This window comes from Humibacter sp. (assembly GCF_051954055.1).
Taxonomy (GTDB): Bacteria; Actinomycetota; Actinomycetes; order Actinomycetales; family Microbacteriaceae; genus Humibacter.
The window spans coordinates 33375-49562 of the sequence record NZ_JBQCIE010000105.1; the positions used below are offsets into that span (position 1 = coordinate 33375).

At 67.6% G+C, this 16188-nt stretch carries 13 protein-coding genes; 3 read left to right on the forward strand and 10 right to left on the reverse strand.

The genetic code is table 11. From position 1 onward, the window contains the following. Positions 1-3: 3 nt before the first annotated feature. The 6 genes from ACTHNC_RS13200 to ACTHNC_RS13225 all read right to left on the reverse strand — a co-directional run bounded on the left by ACTHNC_RS13200 (position 4) and on the right by ACTHNC_RS13225 (position 6522). Positions 4-1344, reverse strand: coding sequence for a hypothetical protein (locus tag ACTHNC_RS13200; RefSeq protein WP_440295068.1), 1341 nt, complete (start codon positions 1342-1344; stop codon positions 4-6). Positions 1345-1503: 159 nt separating this feature from the next. Then, positions 1504-2469, reverse strand: a complete 966-nt coding sequence (locus tag ACTHNC_RS13205) for a glycosyltransferase family 2 protein (RefSeq protein ID WP_440295069.1) — start codon at positions 2467-2469, stop codon at positions 1504-1506. 2 nt (positions 2470-2471) lie between these two features. Further along, positions 2472-3146 (reverse strand): PIG-L deacetylase family protein, encoded by a 675-nt coding sequence (locus ACTHNC_RS13210; RefSeq protein ID WP_440295070.1) that lies wholly within the window; start codon positions 3144-3146, stop codon positions 2472-2474. Then, positions 3143-4324 carry a polysaccharide pyruvyl transferase family protein gene (locus ACTHNC_RS13215; protein WP_440295098.1) on the reverse strand — a complete coding sequence of 394 codons (1182 nt, stop codon included), beginning with the start codon at positions 4322-4324 and terminating at the stop codon, positions 3143-3145. The genes ACTHNC_RS13210 and ACTHNC_RS13215 overlap by 4 nt, the downstream gene beginning before the upstream one ends. 49 nt (positions 4325-4373) lie before the next feature. Next, positions 4374-5159 carry a glucose-1-phosphate cytidylyltransferase gene (locus ACTHNC_RS13220; RefSeq protein ID WP_440295071.1) on the reverse strand — a complete coding sequence of 262 codons (786 nt, stop codon included), beginning with the start codon at positions 5157-5159 and terminating at the stop codon, positions 4374-4376. 1 nt (position 5160) lies between these two features. Then, a complete protein-coding gene (locus ACTHNC_RS13225; protein WP_440295072.1) occupies positions 5161-6522 on the reverse strand; it encodes a glutamate-1-semialdehyde 2,1-aminomutase in 1362 nt (453 codons plus the stop codon). A 53-nt stretch (positions 6523-6575) separates the two neighbouring features. Between ACTHNC_RS13225 and rfbG the strand changes: the two genes are divergently transcribed. Both rfbG and ACTHNC_RS13235 read left to right on the forward strand, forming a co-directional pair. Beyond that, positions 6576-7640, forward strand: a complete 1065-nt coding sequence (rfbG, locus tag ACTHNC_RS13230) for a CDP-glucose 4,6-dehydratase (protein ID WP_440295073.1) — start codon at positions 6576-6578, stop codon at positions 7638-7640. Continuing rightward, a complete protein-coding gene (locus tag ACTHNC_RS13235; protein ID WP_440295074.1) occupies positions 7637-8794 on the forward strand; it encodes a hypothetical protein in 1158 nt (385 codons plus the stop codon). The genes rfbG and ACTHNC_RS13235 overlap by 4 nt, the downstream gene beginning before the upstream one ends. A 28-nt stretch (positions 8795-8822) precedes the next feature. On the opposite strand, the gene rfbC is transcribed toward ACTHNC_RS13235, so the two are convergent. Continuing rightward, positions 8823-9374 (reverse strand): dTDP-4-dehydrorhamnose 3,5-epimerase, encoded by a 552-nt coding sequence (gene rfbC, locus ACTHNC_RS13240; RefSeq protein ID WP_440295075.1) that lies wholly within the window; start codon positions 9372-9374, stop codon positions 8823-8825. Positions 9375-9417: 43 nt separating this feature from the next. Next, positions 9418-10614 carry a glycosyltransferase gene (locus ACTHNC_RS13245; RefSeq protein ID WP_440295076.1) on the reverse strand — a complete coding sequence of 399 codons (1197 nt, stop codon included), beginning with the start codon at positions 10612-10614 and terminating at the stop codon, positions 9418-9420. An 88-nt stretch (positions 10615-10702) separates the two neighbouring features. On the opposite strand from ACTHNC_RS13245, the gene ACTHNC_RS13250 reads away from it, so the two are divergent. Further along, entirely contained in the window at positions 10703-11869 is a 1167-nt protein-coding gene (locus ACTHNC_RS13250; RefSeq protein ID WP_440295077.1) for a glycosyltransferase family 4 protein, read from the forward strand. On the opposite strand, the gene ACTHNC_RS13255 is transcribed toward ACTHNC_RS13250, so the two are convergent. Both ACTHNC_RS13255 and ACTHNC_RS13260 read right to left on the reverse strand, forming a co-directional pair. Further along, positions 11815-15093, reverse strand: coding sequence for a galactose-binding domain-containing protein (locus ACTHNC_RS13255; RefSeq protein ID WP_440295078.1), 3279 nt, complete (start codon positions 15091-15093; stop codon positions 11815-11817). The genes ACTHNC_RS13250 and ACTHNC_RS13255 overlap by 55 nt on opposite strands. A gap of 116 nt (positions 15094-15209) precedes the next feature. Then, a complete protein-coding gene (locus ACTHNC_RS13260; RefSeq protein WP_440295079.1) occupies positions 15210-16187 on the reverse strand; it encodes a glycosyltransferase family 2 protein in 978 nt (325 codons plus the stop codon). Position 16188: the final 1 nt, after the last annotated feature.

A 16188-nucleotide genomic window follows, 5' to 3' on the forward strand; every position in this document is an offset into this window, starting at 1 on the left:
TCCTCAGCCGGCGAGGCGAAGAGCGCCCTCCGAGGGTCGGCGTCTGGGAACGGACTGAGTGAGCCCCGCCAGCAGCGACTCCATGCTCTGACGGCGCTGCTGAGCGATGCGCGCGATCGCAATGGCGAGCACGTCCGTGCGCTCGAGCAGTTCCGCGACCCGGTCGACCTCGCGGGGAACCCGCAGGCCGAGGCGGCTGAGATCGACGATCAATCCCAGAGCGTCGAGCTGCGAGTACAGGTCCACGCGCTTGTCCCGCCGCATGTCCGGGTCGCCGGAGTTCACGCTCCACTCGGCGCCGCCCTGGTCGACGAGGCAGATCGTCGGCGTGCCTTGTGCCCAGGCGTTGATCGCGAGGTGGTACGTGTCGGTGAGCACGACGTCGAAGTCGCCCAGCCCGTGGATGAGCTCCTGGGCGTCGACTCTTCCCGGGTCGGGCTTGGGAACGCCGCGAAGCGAGCGGATCGCGGTCCCCACCAGGTCGATCCGGCTCGGGTGGGCCCGCTGAAGCTCCAGCGCGGGCCATGCCGCTCGGAACCTGCGCCGAGTGTCGACGGGCCAGAACGCGGGCGGACCGCCCCAGGGAATCCAGGCGGCAGGCATCCGCAGCTTTTGGGACAGTCGGCGTCCGAATCTCGCCACAGCCTCCGGTTGCACCCGTGAACGACCGATGAAGACGCCGAGCCCGTTGCCGCCACGGTGCACGCCGTCGTGGAGCAAGAACGCGGCATCCAGTCCCTGTGCCGGGCCGCGCTCCGGTCCCCTCACAGTTCTGACCACCTGCGCCGAGTAGGGATCCCTCACCCACACCCCGCGTATCCCGCGAAGGAACCGGTCGAGATCGCGGCCGTATTGCGCCGCGTAGTCGTAGGCGGTGTTCATGCTGAGAGTGCTCCCGTAGGAGAACACCCGGCCGAGGGTGCGCTCGTCGGCATCGCTAAGCAGCAGCGTACGTGCGACGAGCCGGTCGGCCTCCTCGCGCGAGCAGAGCCCGATGCGTCTGGAGAGCACGTCGGCCATGTGTCTCTGGTAGACAGCCATGTGCATGAAGTCGCCCCAGTACACGACGCGATTCGCGCTGAGTGCCTCCTCGAGGTGACCGCGTAGCGACCGGTACGTGATACCGGTGTCCGCATCGTGGTAATCGGCCGACTCCGCCAGCGGGGCATCGCCTCTGAATTGGATCCACTCCCCGACGTCCCAGAGACGCCAGTACGTGACGTCCTTGGCTCTGGCGGCCTGCGCGACGCGCCCGAACGCGAGATCGACGGACGTCATCCCTGGATTGCGCCCGTTCGGCGGTGCGCAGATGACGCTCACCTTGCCGAGGCTGGATGCTGCCATGATGCCTCGATCCTCGAGTCTTCCCACCGGACCTGTGCTGTCATCCACGGGGCAGGATGTCGTTGCACGGCGGTGCTCGTGGCCCACACCCGGTGAGGGATGAGCGGCGCTCATGTTACTCGCAGCAGTGCGTGTCCGAGTGTGAGTATTCGATGATTCTCAGATGTCGGTCGATCGGGCTCGGGCCTCGCCGCCCTCGCCGAGTTCTGCTCGCGCTGTGGCCTGTGCTGCCTGCTGCGCCCGGAGGCGACCCGCGCCGGGATTCATCCCGATCGCGTTGGCGACGTCACGTGCCATCGCCCGCCATCGCGGGAAGACCCACGACGACCCGAGCGTCGACCAGGTTCTCAGCTTCTCGGCGAACGGCAGATCGCTGTGCGCCACCCCTCTGTACATCTCGACGTTGGTCCGTGTCTCCGCGAAGGACCGGTCACCGCGCTGACCGGGCGCGAACCACGCCGATGCCTCGGAGCCCTGCACAGACACCTGGGCGTCGTGCCGGCGTTGGAGGAAAGCCTGCTCGGGGGCGGTCGCCATCTTTCCGGCACAGAGCAACTCCACCAGCAGCACCATGTCATCGCCGAGCACGGAGCGGATGCCACGCGTCTTGCGCAACGCTGACATGCGGATCACACCGTACATCGGGTGCGAGGCCTGTGCGCGCAGCATGTTCCCGACCCGTTCGTGGGCCGTCTCGGCGTCCAGCCCCATGCTGGAGTCGTTGAGGTCTTCGTAGACCACGCCCTCCCCATTGATGATGCGCGTGCGGGGGCAGGCGAACGCGGTGCCGGGCCCTCCCTCATCCAAGGCGGCGATGGTCGCCGAGGTGAAGCCGGGCAGCTTGATGTCGTCGGCGGCCATCCAGCTGAAGAGCTCGGTGTCGCAGAGCGCCATCACATTCTGGTAGTTCCAGATGCCTCCGCGGTTCTCCTCGTAGCGGTGATAGTCGATTCGATCGTCGTCGGCCGCGGCCGCGCGGCAGATCTCCTGGGTGCCGTCGGTCGAGCCGTTGTCGGAGATCACGATGCGGATGTCCGACTCGCTCTGTTCTCGCACCGAGCTCAGAGCGGACTCCAGATAACGCTCGCCGTTGTAGACCGGGATTCCGAAGGTGAGGCGTGTCATCGTCACTCCGTCGTGATGATCAGCTTGGCCGCCGAGAACGCCTCGGCATATCTGCTCTGTCTTCCGGTGCTGTCGGCTGCACCCGACCCGTGCTGGGCCTCGGCGCCACGCAAACGCATGATGCTCAGGAAGAACTCATCGTCCCACCAATCCCGGCCGTGCTGCGAGGGGAACAGCGAATTGAGCAGCCCCACTTTGCGGGACGCGTCAGCCTCCGACACCGGCACGTACACGTTCGGCCGGCCCAGATCGCCGTCCCACTTGGGTATTTCGTAGTGCAACACGAGCGGTCCACGCCACACAGTCGGCACGAGGCTACCGAGCAGGCGATGGTCCTGGTGCGCGTCCTCGGATCGCGGCACGAAGACCACATCCGGCCGCGGGTTGTCGTCGCGGAAGGCGTGCAGCAGGTCTTTGACGGCTCCCCAATACTCCGGCAGTCGTGCATCGGGGAGTGCGCCGAAGACGGGCTCTCTCGAGGCTCCGAACGCCTCGGCGGCACGGCGCGCCTCCTCCTGCCGTTCGGGCGTTCCGGTGGCGACGAGCGTTCGTAGGTCCACGTGGCCGCGGGAGGCGAGGGAGAGGAGGGTCGCGCCGCACCCGATCTCGATGTCATCCGGGTGCGCACCGATGGCGAACACCGTCAGGGGACCGGGGGGAAGGTCGAGTGCAGTCATGTTGCCTTCCTCGTGGCCAGCAGCACGGGTTCGATGTCGCGCCATTGTGCATCGAGCCGCTCCCGAGCCGCATCCACCGCCTCGTCGATGCCTGTCGTCAGTTCCGACCGTTCGGACGCCAGTCGCATCGCGGCCTCCGCCACTTCATGAGCATCGAACGACTCGATGTCGTGGTGCTCGTACCGAAGCCCGAGCTGGTCGAGAATGGCGCGGTGCTTGTCCCCGTAGCCGATGGAGACGACAGGTGTTCCGGCAAGGAGGCCCATGATCACGGTGTGGTATCGGGAGGCGACCACCACGTGCGCCGCCGACATCTCGGTCACGAGCTCGTCGGGGCTGCGCGCCTCGACGACGGGAGTGCCGTCGGTCAGGCTCGCGGCCAGCAGATGGGCGAACCCGAGATCGCCGTCGTCTCCGCCGACTAGTCGCACCGCGTAGCCGCGCGATTGGAATGCGCGGGTCAAGGTGATCAGCTGCGCCGTATACCCCTTGTGCACTGCCTCGCTCGTCTCGTGCGAGCTATCTCTGCCCCAGTAGTCCATGACTCCGAGCGCCACGGTCGGGACTGCAGCGGGCGCCGAACGGGGAGGGCGCAATGCGAAGGCCAAATCGGTGACGACAGGGTCGGATGCCGCCTCGTGAAGGCCGTTGACGATCATGTTCGCGCGCGACGTCGAGTCTCGGTACGAGCGGTAGTCGGCGGACTTCCCCGCACCCCGAACGAAGAATCGGGCGAGCTTGCGGGGCAGCACCTCGACCCCGATGTCGAGAAGCACGAATGGGCGTCTCGCCATACGGCTTCCACGCCCCAGCGCCCAGATCTCGAATGGTGTTCCGAACGCTCCGGAACCGTAGCGCTCGAGGCCCCCGGTTCCGGCGACGACGACGACGTCGACCGAGCGCGCGGCCGCGAGTGCGCCACGCAGCAGACGCAGCCGGTTGACCCCAGCCGACGCGACCCCGTGGAGACCGGACCTCGCCCGGCCCTCGACGGGACGCCCAAGGCTCAGGGCGGGTATGCCGTGCAGCGCCGAGGCTGCTGCCGGGTCTTCGCAGAACAGGACCGGGTCGTACTCGTCGGAGTTGAGACGCTCGAGGAACGCAGCGAGGGTCGCCTCGTTGCCGAAGTTGCCGCGACCGAACACGCCCCAGAGGCCGACACGGATCCTGGGCTGCATCACGGTCTGCTCCGCCCGCACGCCATCATGCACCGCGGGGAGCGTGGGCTCACACCGTTTCCCTCTGTCGCCACAGCTCCCACGGGGCCGCACCCGTCGCGTGAAGCTCTTCGAGGTAGGCGCGCTCCTTCAGCGTGTCCATGCACGCCCAGAACCCCTCGTACCTGTTCGCCGTGAACTTGCCTGCAGCTGCTGCACGGATGCATCCGTCCATCACCAGGTCTTCGCCCTCGTCGATGTAGTCGAAGATGCTCTGTCGGAGCACGAAGAATCCGCCGTTGATCCACATGTTCATCGAGGCCACGGGGACGATCCCGGTCATGCCGCCTTCCTGGTCGAGCCCGACAACATGGAAGGAGTCCTGGGGTGGAACAGCCAGAAGGCTGCCTGCGTGACCAGCAGGAAGAGAGGCGATCAGCGCGTTCATATCGACGTCGGACACGCCGTCGCCGTAGTTGGCCAGGAAGACGTCATCGCCCTCCAGGTACGGGCGCACCCTGCGCAGGCGCTCGCCGATGGCCGTGGTGAGCCCGGTGTCGACGAAGGTGATCTTCCACTCCGAGATGTCGGACTCGAGCATCTCGACATCCTGACCGCCGTTGCTGAGCACGAAGTTGTTGGAGGCGGTCTCGCGGTAATTGAGGAAGTAGTCCTTGATGACGCTCGCTCCGTAGCCAAGGCACAGGATGAACTCCGTGTGACCGAAGTGGGCGTAGTACCGCATGATGTGCCACAGGATCGGACGGTCTCCGATCGGCGTCATGGGCTTGGGGGCCGACTGGTTGTCGGCACGTATGCGCATTCCCATGCCCCCGCAGAACAGCACGACCTTCATGTCACACTCCCAACCGCCGCGGTGCGGCGAACTCACGTATTGCAGGCGCGACCGGCCTGCCGAGCAGAAGACCGTCGGTCGTGCCTGCTGCGATCGCCTCTGCATAGACGGCGGATGCCGCCCGTACTGCCTCGACCGTGGTCTCGATGTCGTCGTCGGTGTGCGCCGCCGAGATCACCAGCGACTGCGCCAGCACGCCGTGCCGCAGCAGCTCCTGGATGAATAGGGTGCGGAATGCCTGGGACGGCTTGCCCTCGTTATCCTTCGTGCCGAAAACGAGTGCGGACGGTCTGCCGAGGATGGCGATGTGGTCGGCCATCCCGGCGCCTGCCACCGCCTCGAGCAAGCCGGCCTTGAGCTTTTCACCCTGCGATTCCATGATGCCGACGACGTCGCGCTGCTCGTAGTCGTCTGCCACCGCGAGATACGCGGCCATCCCTGTGGTCTCCGCCCCGTGGGTGTTCGAGAGCAGGAAGACGCGCGAGGCATCCGTGTTGAGGCCGCCAAGCTCCATGAGCTCGCGCTTTCCTGCGAGGGCAGACACGCTGAAGCCGTTGCCGAGCGCCTTGCCCCAGGTCGACAGGTCGGGAGTGACGCCGTAGACGGACTGCGCGCCGGCCGGCGACCAGCGCATGCCGGAAATCATCTCGTCGAAGACGAGCACGAATCCGTCCCGGTCGGCGAGTTCCCGCACCCCCTCGAGGAACCCAGGGGCCGGCTCGACAGTGCCGGTCGCCGCCTCCATGATCACGGCGGCGATCCGGCCCTGGTGCTCGTCGAGCACGGCGCGAAGCGAGCCGAGGTCGTTGTATGCGAATCCCACCGTCAGATCGCGGACCGCTTGCGGCACACCGGCCGGCATGGCGCTCGCGCCCATGAACCAGTCGTCGACCGAGAAGAACGGCTGAGTGCGGCACACTGCTACCAGGTCGCGTCCCGTCGCGGCCCTTGCGAGCTTGATGGCGGCTGTCGTGACGTCCGAACCGTTCTTGGCGAACTTCACCATGTCGGCGGTCGGTACCATCTGCAGAAACCGCTCTGCGGCCTCCACCTCCCACACCGTCGGTCGCGAGAAGTTCACGCCGTCGGCCGCGGCCCGGCACACCGCATCGACGACGGGACGGTAGCCGTGGCCGAGCGTCACCGCCTTCAGGCCCATGCCGTACTCGACGAGCCAGTTGCCGTCGGCGTCGAGCACTCTCGCGCCTTCGCCGCGCACGATGACGGGCGTGATCTGCTCCGGGTACTGATCCGACCCGCGCGCGTTGGTGTGCGCACCTCCAGGCACGAGCTCGTGCAGCCTCCGCTGCAACCTGCCCGACTCGGCGAATCGGTCGACGATGTCGTCGTTGACTGTGTTCACTGCCTAACCCCCTGGCGCGCGTCGGCGAGACGGCGATGCCCTACGGTGTGACTATGGACACAGCGTACTGGGCTGGTCGGACCGTTTTCATCACGGGCCACACCGGTTTCAAGGGCGCGTGGCTGTGCCTTTTACTGCACCGGATGGGCGCTCGCATCCACGGGTACGCGTTGCAGACGCCCGAGACCTTTCTGTACCAGCGAGCGGGGATCGCGGACCTCGTCGAGCGCGACGTGCGCGGCGACATCCGCGACGCGGACTCCGTGTCGGCTGCCGCACTGCAGTCGGGTGCGGACATCGTGCTCCACCTTGCGGCTCAGTCGCTTGTGCGCGAATCGTATCTGACGCCGCGTGAGACGTTCTCCGCGAACGTTGACGGGACGCTCTCGGTGCTCGACGCCGTGCGCCGGGTCGACTCGGTCGAGCGTGTCGTCGTCGTGACGACCGACAAGGTGTACCGCAACAACGAGTGGGCGTGGGGATACCGTGAGATCGACCATCTCGGCGGCGACGATCCCTACAGCGCCAGCAAGGCGGCGGCCGAGCTTGCGACACACTCGTTCGCGGTGTCGTTCCCGCGCGACCGGTTCGCGGTGGCATCCGCCCGCGCCGGCAACGTCATCGGCGGCGGTGACGCGACTCCGGACGCCCTCATCCCCGAATTGATCTCGGGCTTCGCCGATGGTCGCCCGGCCCGACTACGCAGGCCGCGGGCGACCCGTCCTTGGCAGCACGTCCTCGAGCCGCTCAGCGGCTACCTCACGCTCGCGGAGAACCTGGACGAGACGCGGAACGACACGGCGTGGAACTTCGGCCCTGCGTCTGAAGACGAGCTCACGGTCGGCGGCCTGGCCGACGCGGCCGCCCGGTTGTGGGGTGCCGATGCCCGTTGGATCGACGAAGACGACGGCGGCCCTCACGAGGCAGGGCTCCTGATGGTCGACTCGGCCAAGTCGCGCACGCAGTTGGGCTGGCGTCCGACGCTCCGCGTCGCCGAGGCCATCGAGTTCACCGTGGAGTGGGAGAAACGCGTTCGCGCCGGTGAGTCTCCCTTCGCGATCACTGCCGATCAGGTGGATCGTTACCTGGCGCGCCATCAGAAACAGGAGGCGTCATGAGCAGCACGCACACAGCACCGGTCGAACAGTGGCGTGATCGTTGGTCCGGCGACGCATCCGGCGTGGTCGTGCTCGATCTCGGCGAGCAGCCGGCGTCCGACCTGTTCCCGAAACCGACAGACCCTACGCCGGACCCGCGATATCGCATGCGCATGGTCTTCAGCCCGGTGAGCGGCCTGCTCCAGCTCGAAGACGACCCGACGACGCCCGAGGAGGTCATGGGGGTTGAGCCGGCGGCGCTGGTTCGGCAGGCCGAACTCTGCGTCGCCGACGCGGACGCCGCGGGCCTGATCGTGCCGAGGTCCCGCGTTCTGCATTACCCCAGTCCGCACGGCGGATCGTGGCGCAAGCAGCTGGAGCCGTTCGACCTCGTCGAGGTGTCGGAAGGCGAGGCCGAACTGATCGTCGACGTGCACGGGATGATGCACGCTGCAGACCAGAAGGCGGCATTCCTCGAGCGACGCGATCACCTCTCCGACGACGGCGTCATCCTCTTCATGATCCACAACGCGTCGGCGATCGTTCGCGAGGGCATGTGGAACGCACTCAAGAACGGGCATTTCGCCTACTACACGACACCTGCCATGGTGCGTATGGCCGACGAGATCGGTCTGGTGGCGATCGGCGCCTGGTCCTATCCGCTCTACAACAATGGAACGACGATGCTGGCCTTCGCCAAGAAGGACGGAGCACGGCGACCGGTGCAGGCGGATTCGGTGACAAAGCTGATCGAGGAGGAGAGCGCACTTGGCGTGCTCGACCCCGAACGCATCACTGAGTCGTTGCACACGGCGCTCGTGGACTCGGTGGCGGCCATTCGTGCGTACCTCGACGGTGCGAAGGAGCAAGGCCTGACTGTCGCCGGCTACGGTGCCGCATCGCGCACAGCTGCGCTGCTCACCTCTGCGGAGGTCTCCACGGACGACGTGACCATGATCGCCGACGCTTCGACGGGCAAGCACGGGCGCACGATGCCTGGAACGCGCATCCCGATCGTCTCGCCGGACGAACTCGTGGCGGCGCGACCCGATCGCGTGCTGCTCTTCATCTCCGACCTGCTGCCGGAGGTGCGGCGAGCGATGCCGGGAATCGAGCAGAGCGGCGGCAAATGGGTTGTGGTCGATCCGGTGCCGACCGAGGTCGACGCACAGTAGCGACAGCGTCGATTCCGCTGGGCTGTGATCAGGCAGCACCCACCGAGCGCTTGTACTCCTGCCAGGAGATTCCGTTGCGATCGCGTTCGCTCACGATCGTGATCGGCGCTGGCCAGACCACGGCAAGGTCGGGGTCGTCGAAGGCGACCGTGATGTCCTCGTCGGGCCCGTAGAAGTCGTCGATGCGGTAGCAGAAGTCGGTCACCGAGGTGAGCGCCTGGTATCCGTGCAGAAAGCCGCGCGGGATGTAGACCTGGCGGTGCACCTGATCGTCGAGTACGAACGTGCGCACCTCGCCGAATGTCGGCGATCCCGGGCGCGCGTCGATCGCGATATCGAGCACAGCGCCGTGCGCACAGCGCACGAGCTTGGCCTCGCCCTTGTTCGCCCGGCCGTGCAGGCCGCGTACCACCCCTTGGTAGGAGCGGGACTGGTTCTCCTGCTTGAAGCTCGCCGGGTCGATTCCCGCGTCGGCCAAGATCGCGACGTCCATGGTACGGGTGAAGTAGCCGCGTTCGTCGCGATGAGGGTTGGGCTCGAGCACGATCAGGCCCTGGATGTCGGTCTCGATGATGTTCATGTCGCGCCCTCGTCTCCTTCGCCGGTCCCGGCAGGGTCACAGGCTATCGGACGGCGAGACGCCGCGGCAGTGCCCCATTCCAGGCGCCTGAGACGGCGGCAGCGGTCTCGGCGATGGTGAACCGTTCGGATGCGGCGATGCGGGCCGCCTCGGCCCGGGCATCCGCCGCTTGCGGGTCGTCGAGCGCAAAGGCGATGGCTTCGGCGAGCGACGGGACATCTCCGGCCCGCACGAGGACACCCAGCGAAGTCGTCCACCAGGGGCCCTCCGCTCGGCCGTGCTCGTCGAGGATCTCCGGCACGCCGCCCGCCGCGCTGGCGACGACGGGCACGCCCGCCGCCATCGCCTCGGCGATCACCTGGCCGAACGGCTCGGGAACGGGCGAGGCGTGCACGAGGAGGGCCAATCCGCGCAGGCGAGCATGAGCATCCGAGACCCAGCCGGTGAACTCGACCCGGTCTGCGATGCCGAGCTGGCCGGCGAGCGAGCGCAGCTCCGCCTCGTACTCGTGTTCGCCGAACAGAGCGCCACCGACCACTGCGAACCGCACGTGCTCGTTACCGGCCGCGACGAGCGTCGCCGCGCGCAGGAACTCCCGCTGGCCCTTTGTGGGGCTGATCCGACCGACAATGCCGACGACGGGCTCCGCCCGGTCACGGGATGCCTGTGCGAACGCCTCGGGGGGCAGCCCTGGGTAAGCAAGCGCTGCCTTGCGTCTGGCGAGCGAGGGGAGTGTCTGCAGGGTCGCCCGGGAATTGACGACGATGGTGCGCGGTCCTATCACAGCCATGAGTCGCATGATGAGCACCAGTGGAGCCGGCAGGTAGTCACGGGCCAGCCGGTCGTGCAGATGCCACACCCAGCGGCGGCCGGCCAAGGGAGCGGCGACGAACGCGAACACCGCGGACTTGAGCGAGTTCGCGATCACGAGGTCCGCCTCGGAACCTCGGATCGCGCGCACAAGACGAGGCAGGAATCCGACAGCGCTCGCCGCGGACCGTACCCCGCCCGCCAGCAGACGCTCCCGAGATGCCGTCACGACATCCCCGGCAAGGGGGAGAACGCCGGTGCGGATGCCGACCGCGGAGAGCCTGCTCACCAGCGGCCCATCGGCGAACAGCAGGACGCGCAGCTCGAACGACCCGGACGCCTGCAGAGCCTCGCCGAGCCGGAGCAGTGCCAGCTCGGCGCCGCCTTCCCTGGCGGTGTGGTCGAGAACGAGGACGCGTGGCAGCCGCATCGTCTCCCCCTTCGCTCGCGACGCCTCCACTTTAGGGCGCATGCTCATCACACCACGCGCGCTAGCGTGGTCGCGTGGGGGTTGCATCGTGAGGATCGCGCTGGCGACGAGCTCCTACGACCCGTACGTCGGGGGCGTCGAGGAACACGTGCGCAACGTTGCCCGCATCCTGCGGAACCGCGGCCACGACGTCGTGGTCTGGACGATCGACCGCGACGGAGGCCACGCGATCCGCAGGGTCGACGGCGTAGAGGTGCGCGACCTGCCGGCGCCATTGCCCGCGAGATCCCTCCGCGGGATGTTCGCGTTCGGGCTCCGCGTGCCGCTCGCCGCTCTCAGATGGCGCAGGGCGTTCCGCGCACACCGACCTGACGTCATCCACGTGCACTGCTTCGGGCCGAACGGCACGTACGCGCGCGTGCTCGCCAAACGCACGCGAACGCCCTTGGTGATCACGGCACACGGGGAGACGCTCGCGGACGACGCCGGCGTCTTCACGCACTCCCGCTTCGCGGTCGACAGCCTGCGCAAGGGTCTGACGGCGGCGGCGGCCGTGACCGGATGCTCTGAGGCAGCTCTGGACGACCTGGTCGCTCGGTTCGGTCTGGCCCAAGGGCGCGGCGTCGTGGTCTTCAACGGGATCGACCTCGACGAACCGGTCGGCGACCTGCCCGACGGCGTCGGAGGTCGCTACATCTCCGCGGTCGGGCGCCTGCAGCGCATGAAGGGCTTCGATCTTCTCATCGAGGCCTTCGCTCGCGCCCGACTCCCGGACGATGTGCGGCTCGTCATCGGCGGCGGGGGTTCTGAGCTCGGCGAGCTTCGTCGGCAGGCCGAGCGTCTTGGCCTGGGGGATCGCGTCGTTCTGACGGGCTGGCTGGATCGAGCGGCGGTCGCTGCTGTACGGCAGGGGTCCGCAGTCGGGGTCATGCCGAGCCGGTTCGAGTCGTTCGGCATCGCGGCGCTGGAGGTGTGGAGGGCCGGTTCCGCCCTCATCGCCACAACGCACGGCGGTCCGCCGGAATTCGTGACCGACGGCGAGGACGGTCTGCTGGTGGATCCCTTAGACCCCGATTCGTTGGCGGCCGCCCTTCGCGACTTGATCGCCGACCCTGCGCGGGCGGCGGCGCTGGGTGAGGCGGGAGCTCGCCGGGTCCGGTCGTTCAGCTGGGACCGCACTGTGGACGCCTACGAGGGCGTTTACCGGGAGCTCGCCGGCGCCCAGGCGGAGACGGCCGAGACGGACATGACGTAGTCGGTCTGCGTCTGCAGTCCCATGAAAGGCGGCGGCAGCCCTCCAGCGAATCCGGTGTAGTTCATGTCGAGCATCTTCACGTCGCGGATCGTCGTCCACTCGGCGCGCACGCGCACGGCCTTGGCCTTGATCGGATCGAATTTGAAGACCACCGTGCGGTACCAGAATTGCTCTGTCGGGCTGGCCACGATCTGCCAGGACCCGTCCGGCTTCTGCACCGAGACCGTGTAGCCACGCAGGCCCGCCTCGCAACAGGCGATGTTGCCGGTCGCGACGGCGATGCGATCGATGGTCGTCGGAGACTTCAAGCCGATCGTGACGGTGGGGTCAGGATCGATCTTTCCGTCGATCGCTCCCGACCGCCATGGCCGGTAGGGGTCGGCTGTTCCCGAGGTGATCGTCTGGGTCTTCGCGCCCTTGAACGTCGACGACGCTGTCGCGCTTCGGCCCTTCAGCAGGTCCGGACCGTAGGCCTCGGTCGCCCTGAGGCCCAGCGTGCTGCCCGCTGCAGCCCTGAAGAACTGCGGCGCCGAGGTGAGCGTGACGTCTGCGGAGCCGCTGGAGAGCGTGACACCCGCCGTCGAGCCGTACTCGTCCGTGACGCGCACAGTGGAGGCATCCGTCGTCAGCGTCGCGCTCAGACGGGCCTCGTCGGTCCAGGCCACGAGCATGGTGTCGTCGCCCGGCACGCGCATGACCTGTGCAAACGGGATGCCGGTGGCCACGGTGACCGGCACTCCTCGTCCCTGGAGCAGCCGCGAAACCGTAGCGAAAGCGAGGCCACCCGGTTTCACGTACGACCGGTACTGGATGAGCGACCAGCTGGAGTCGTTCTCGCCCCAGCCGCCCTCGCTGTAGAAGTAGGTCCAGCCGGCGATCTTGTCCTGCTTGTACCAGAGGAGCTTGCGTGTCACGTTCGAACCCTGTGCCCAGTACGCGCTGGCACTGTCGGACGTCCACCCCGACTCGGTGTCCCAGATCGGCAATGAGGCGCACGCAGGACCGAGTGCTTTGCGGAACGCGTCGTATCCGGCACCCGCAGCGGCGAATCCCTCCTCCTCCCACGATCTGTTCCAGCCCGTGTACGGATGCACCCCGACGGCGTTCACGTGTGAGCAGACCCCGTCGGCTGAGGCCTTCTTCCACCAGTCGTTCTCGAATCCGAGAGTGTTGCCGGCGATGACGTACGCCTTCGGATCGGCAGCGTGCGCGGCATCGGCGAACGGTATCTCCACCGTCTTCCAGTACTCGTCGGCGGAATCGTAGAAGCTGTTCGGCTCGTTGTAGGCCTCCCACGAGGTGATACTTGGAGCCTCGCGTTTGAACTCCTCGACGATGAGCCGCACCCACCCGGCCCACGTCCCTGAGGCGACGGCGGCCTTCTCGGCATCTCCGCCATCGCCGACCTGCACGATCAGTCTCACGCCATGCCGTTCGGCGTACGCTCCCGCCTCGCGAAGATTCTGGAAGGGATCGGTGTTCGGATTGTCGGAGAGGTTCGCACCGGGGAGCGCCCACCACTGGATGGCGGCCGGACTCGGGGTGGCCTTCGCATCAGGGATGAGGCTGCCGAAGTCGAGCTGCACCCGGTCGCTGTAGATGCCGAGAGTCGCGGCCAGCTGAACGCCGCGCAGCGGCGCAGGGCCGCCCCAGTCGTCCCCCGGCGGGAGCTGAGACAGCCGAAGGTCGGCATCCGCCGCCCCCACCGAGTAGTGCAGGCACGAACCGGACAGCACGGTGTTCGACGCCGTTTCGACGATGGCGAGACTCACCTCATACGGGCCGGGACGTGCAGTCGGCAGCTGCAACGCCGATTGGCCGCCACCCCAGGGGATGGCGACGGTCTTCTCCGCCGAGGAGATCGGATCGGCGAGAGTCGGATCGCCGGTGACCGTGTACCGCACTTCGATTCCCGGTCGCCGCGCGCCTGGGAGGTCTCCCCATCCCTTCTCCGTTCGTAGGTAGACAGCGGGCGCCCGACCGGCATCGAAGTGGTTGAACGCGACGCGTGTCACCGCTCCTATGCCCAATCCGAGCTGGGCGACGTCCGGCTCGACGTCGGCGGTGGGGAGCAGGGGAGACGCAATGCGTGAGGCCATCTGCGCCGAGCTGAGCGTCGCGACGCTCTCGACGGCGTCGTCGCCCGTCTTCACGAGCATCCAGTACCTGCCGCCGGACTCGACCATGGCGGCGGGATCTGCGGGCGAGAAGCCGTCCTGTCCCGAGAGCCAGACGCCCTTGCGCACGCCCAAATCGTCGATCCACTGCACGCCGTACGCGGTGCTCAGCAGGTATCCCGTGCCCGCCGGCCCGGGCACGACCGAGCTCAGCCGGTACGGTGAGGGAGTCGTGGGAACGGCGCCGTCCCCTGCGTCGCTGCCGTCGCCGCCGGAAGCGGGATAGACGGCGTGCAATCGCGTCGCGCCGCTCGTAAGATCGATCGCCTCGAGCGTCGTCAATGGGGCGGAACCGGTTGTCGTGCTGTACCCGGCGATGAGACCTCCGCCCAGGCTGTTGCCGATCACGTCGGGAACGTGGGACAGTACCCCGAGATTCGCCCCTGACGCACGCATGACATGCACCGTGTGGGTTCCCTCGCCGATCAGCAGCGCTCCCGATCCCTTGTATTGCGGCACCCACACGAGGTATTGGAGATCGAGCGGATGCCCGGTGGTCTCCCTGCTCTTCGGCACATCGAACGAGCCGAGGCGCGATCCGTCCGCAGCCAGATGCACGATGCGTCGAGTTGAACCGTGGTACGAGTCGACGAGGAACAGCGAGCCGTCGTCGGCGAGCGCCCAGCGGCCCTCGTGCTTGATAGGCACCGTGATCGTGCCTTCGGGCTTTCCCGTGAGGGAGTACCGCAAGAACTCCGAGGAGCCGTTCTTCAAGTCTCGATCCACCACGACGGACCCGTCGGCGACGGCCAACGATCCGAGCGTGCCGTCGCCGCTGATCCTCCACGAGTCGAGCGCGGGCGGATTCGTGCCTGCCGGTCGATTGGCTGTGATCTTGTCGACCAGGGTTCCGGCGAACCCGCAGACGGGCGTGGTCGACGACGCGCTGGCGGTGGAGACCGTGGCGTCGGATGCGTCTGATGCTCCGGCGGGATCGCCGGCCGACCGGCCGGCCGACAACGATCCCAGTGCCACCCAGCCGCCGCCCACGACAAGTGCGACCGCTGTAGCTGCGGCCAGCATGCCCCACCAGTGTCGCGCGCGCATCGGTATCCTCGCGGCCGCCAGTCGGGTGCTGATCGCTCGCACCGGCCGTCAGGCGTGGCGGCACGTTCTCAGTATGCGCGTAGAACTGAGGATCTCCCAGTTCTAAGGTTGATGTCTCAGTACACACCTTCGGCGTTGCCGCGAGTACCGGTGTCCGCAGAACCCGTGCGGGTGAAGCCGAGGCGCGGCAGGTAGGTTCGCGGCTCTCGTTGCAGCATCGCGTAGCCCGCGGCCACACCAACCGACTCGGCGAGCCTGAGCTCGTGTTCGTCCAGCACATCGCGTGGGCGGCGGCGCAGTCGGTACAGACGCAGCCTCGCCCGCCGTCGCCACTCGCGTAATCGCGGCCGTGCCAGCGACTCGCCCCACCAGTGATATCCGATGTAGGCATCCGACAGCCCCTTCTGCCAGGCGATCCGCAAGAAGTGGTCGTTCGTGGCGCGGGAAGGGTCGGGATGATGCACCACTCCCGCCTCGCGCACGAGGCCTACCGCGGCGCCGCGCTCTTTGAGCATGAGCTCGAAGAGCGTCTCTTCGCCGAAGGCGAAGTCAGCGCGGCCCGCGCCGAGTCGCTCGTCCCACCTGCCGAGGTGGAGCACGCTGCGGTGGAAGGCCATGCCTGCGCCGACGAGGCGCACGGGCTCCTCGAGATTCGCCTCGGCGAGCCACTGCCTGGCGAGGGTCGATTCGAGGTCGTCGAACTCCGGTCCGAGCCGCACGGGAGCCGCCGCCGCATCCCATACGCCATCCAGCAGTGGCCTCGCCATCGTCATCGGCCAGGCAGGACCGAACTCCACATCGTCGTCGGTGAAGACGAGTACCTCCCCGCTGGCCAACTCGCAGGCCAGGGCGCGGGCGCGGGAGAGCCCAGGAACATCGCAGCGTTCCACCCGAATGCGTGCGTCCGGGACGCTCAGCCCGCCTTGCGCCGAATTGTCGATCAGTAGCACCTCGACGTCGTCCCCGTCGTCGAGCACGTCCGACAAGCGTTGTGACAGCAAAGGCATCCGGCCGGGATCGCCCGTCGTGCACACCACGACGGTAACGGCCGGTTCGGGAGCTCGCTCCCCCGCGGGGAGAGGGGTCGTCACCACA

Bases quoted from the DNA above. Each gene is read 5' to 3' on its own strand.
- ACTHNC_RS13200 (WP_440295068.1), bottom strand. From the start codon at position 1,344: ATGGCAGCATCCAGCCTCGGCAAGGTGAGCGTCATCTGCGCACCGCCG.
- ACTHNC_RS13205 (WP_440295069.1), bottom strand. From the start codon at position 2,469: ATGACACGCCTCACCTTCGGAATCCCGGTCTACAACGGCGAGCGTTAT.
- ACTHNC_RS13210 (WP_440295070.1), bottom strand. From the start codon at position 3,146: ATGACTGCACTCGACCTTCCCCCCGGTCCCCTGACGGTGTTCGCCATC.
- ACTHNC_RS13215 (WP_440295098.1), bottom strand. From the start codon at position 4,324: ATGCAGCCCAGGATCCGTGTCGGCCTCTGGGGCGTGTTCGGTCGCGGC.
- ACTHNC_RS13220 (WP_440295071.1), bottom strand. From the start codon at position 5,159: ATGAAGGTCGTGCTGTTCTGCGGGGGCATGGGAATGCGCATACGTGCC.
- rfbG (WP_440295073.1), top strand. From the start codon at position 6,576: ATGGACACAGCGTACTGGGCTGGTCGGACCGTTTTCATCACGGGCCAC.
- ACTHNC_RS13235 (WP_440295074.1), top strand. From the start codon at position 7,637: ATGAGCAGCACGCACACAGCACCGGTCGAACAGTGGCGTGATCGTTGG.
- rfbC (WP_440295075.1), bottom strand. From the start codon at position 9,374: ATGAACATCATCGAGACCGACATCCAGGGCCTGATCGTGCTCGAGCCC.
- ACTHNC_RS13245 (WP_440295076.1), bottom strand. From the start codon at position 10,614: ATGCGGCTGCCACGCGTCCTCGTTCTCGACCACACCGCCAGGGAAGGC.
- ACTHNC_RS13255 (WP_440295078.1), bottom strand. From the start codon at position 15,093: ATGCGCGCGCGACACTGGTGGGGCATGCTGGCCGCAGCTACAGCGGTC.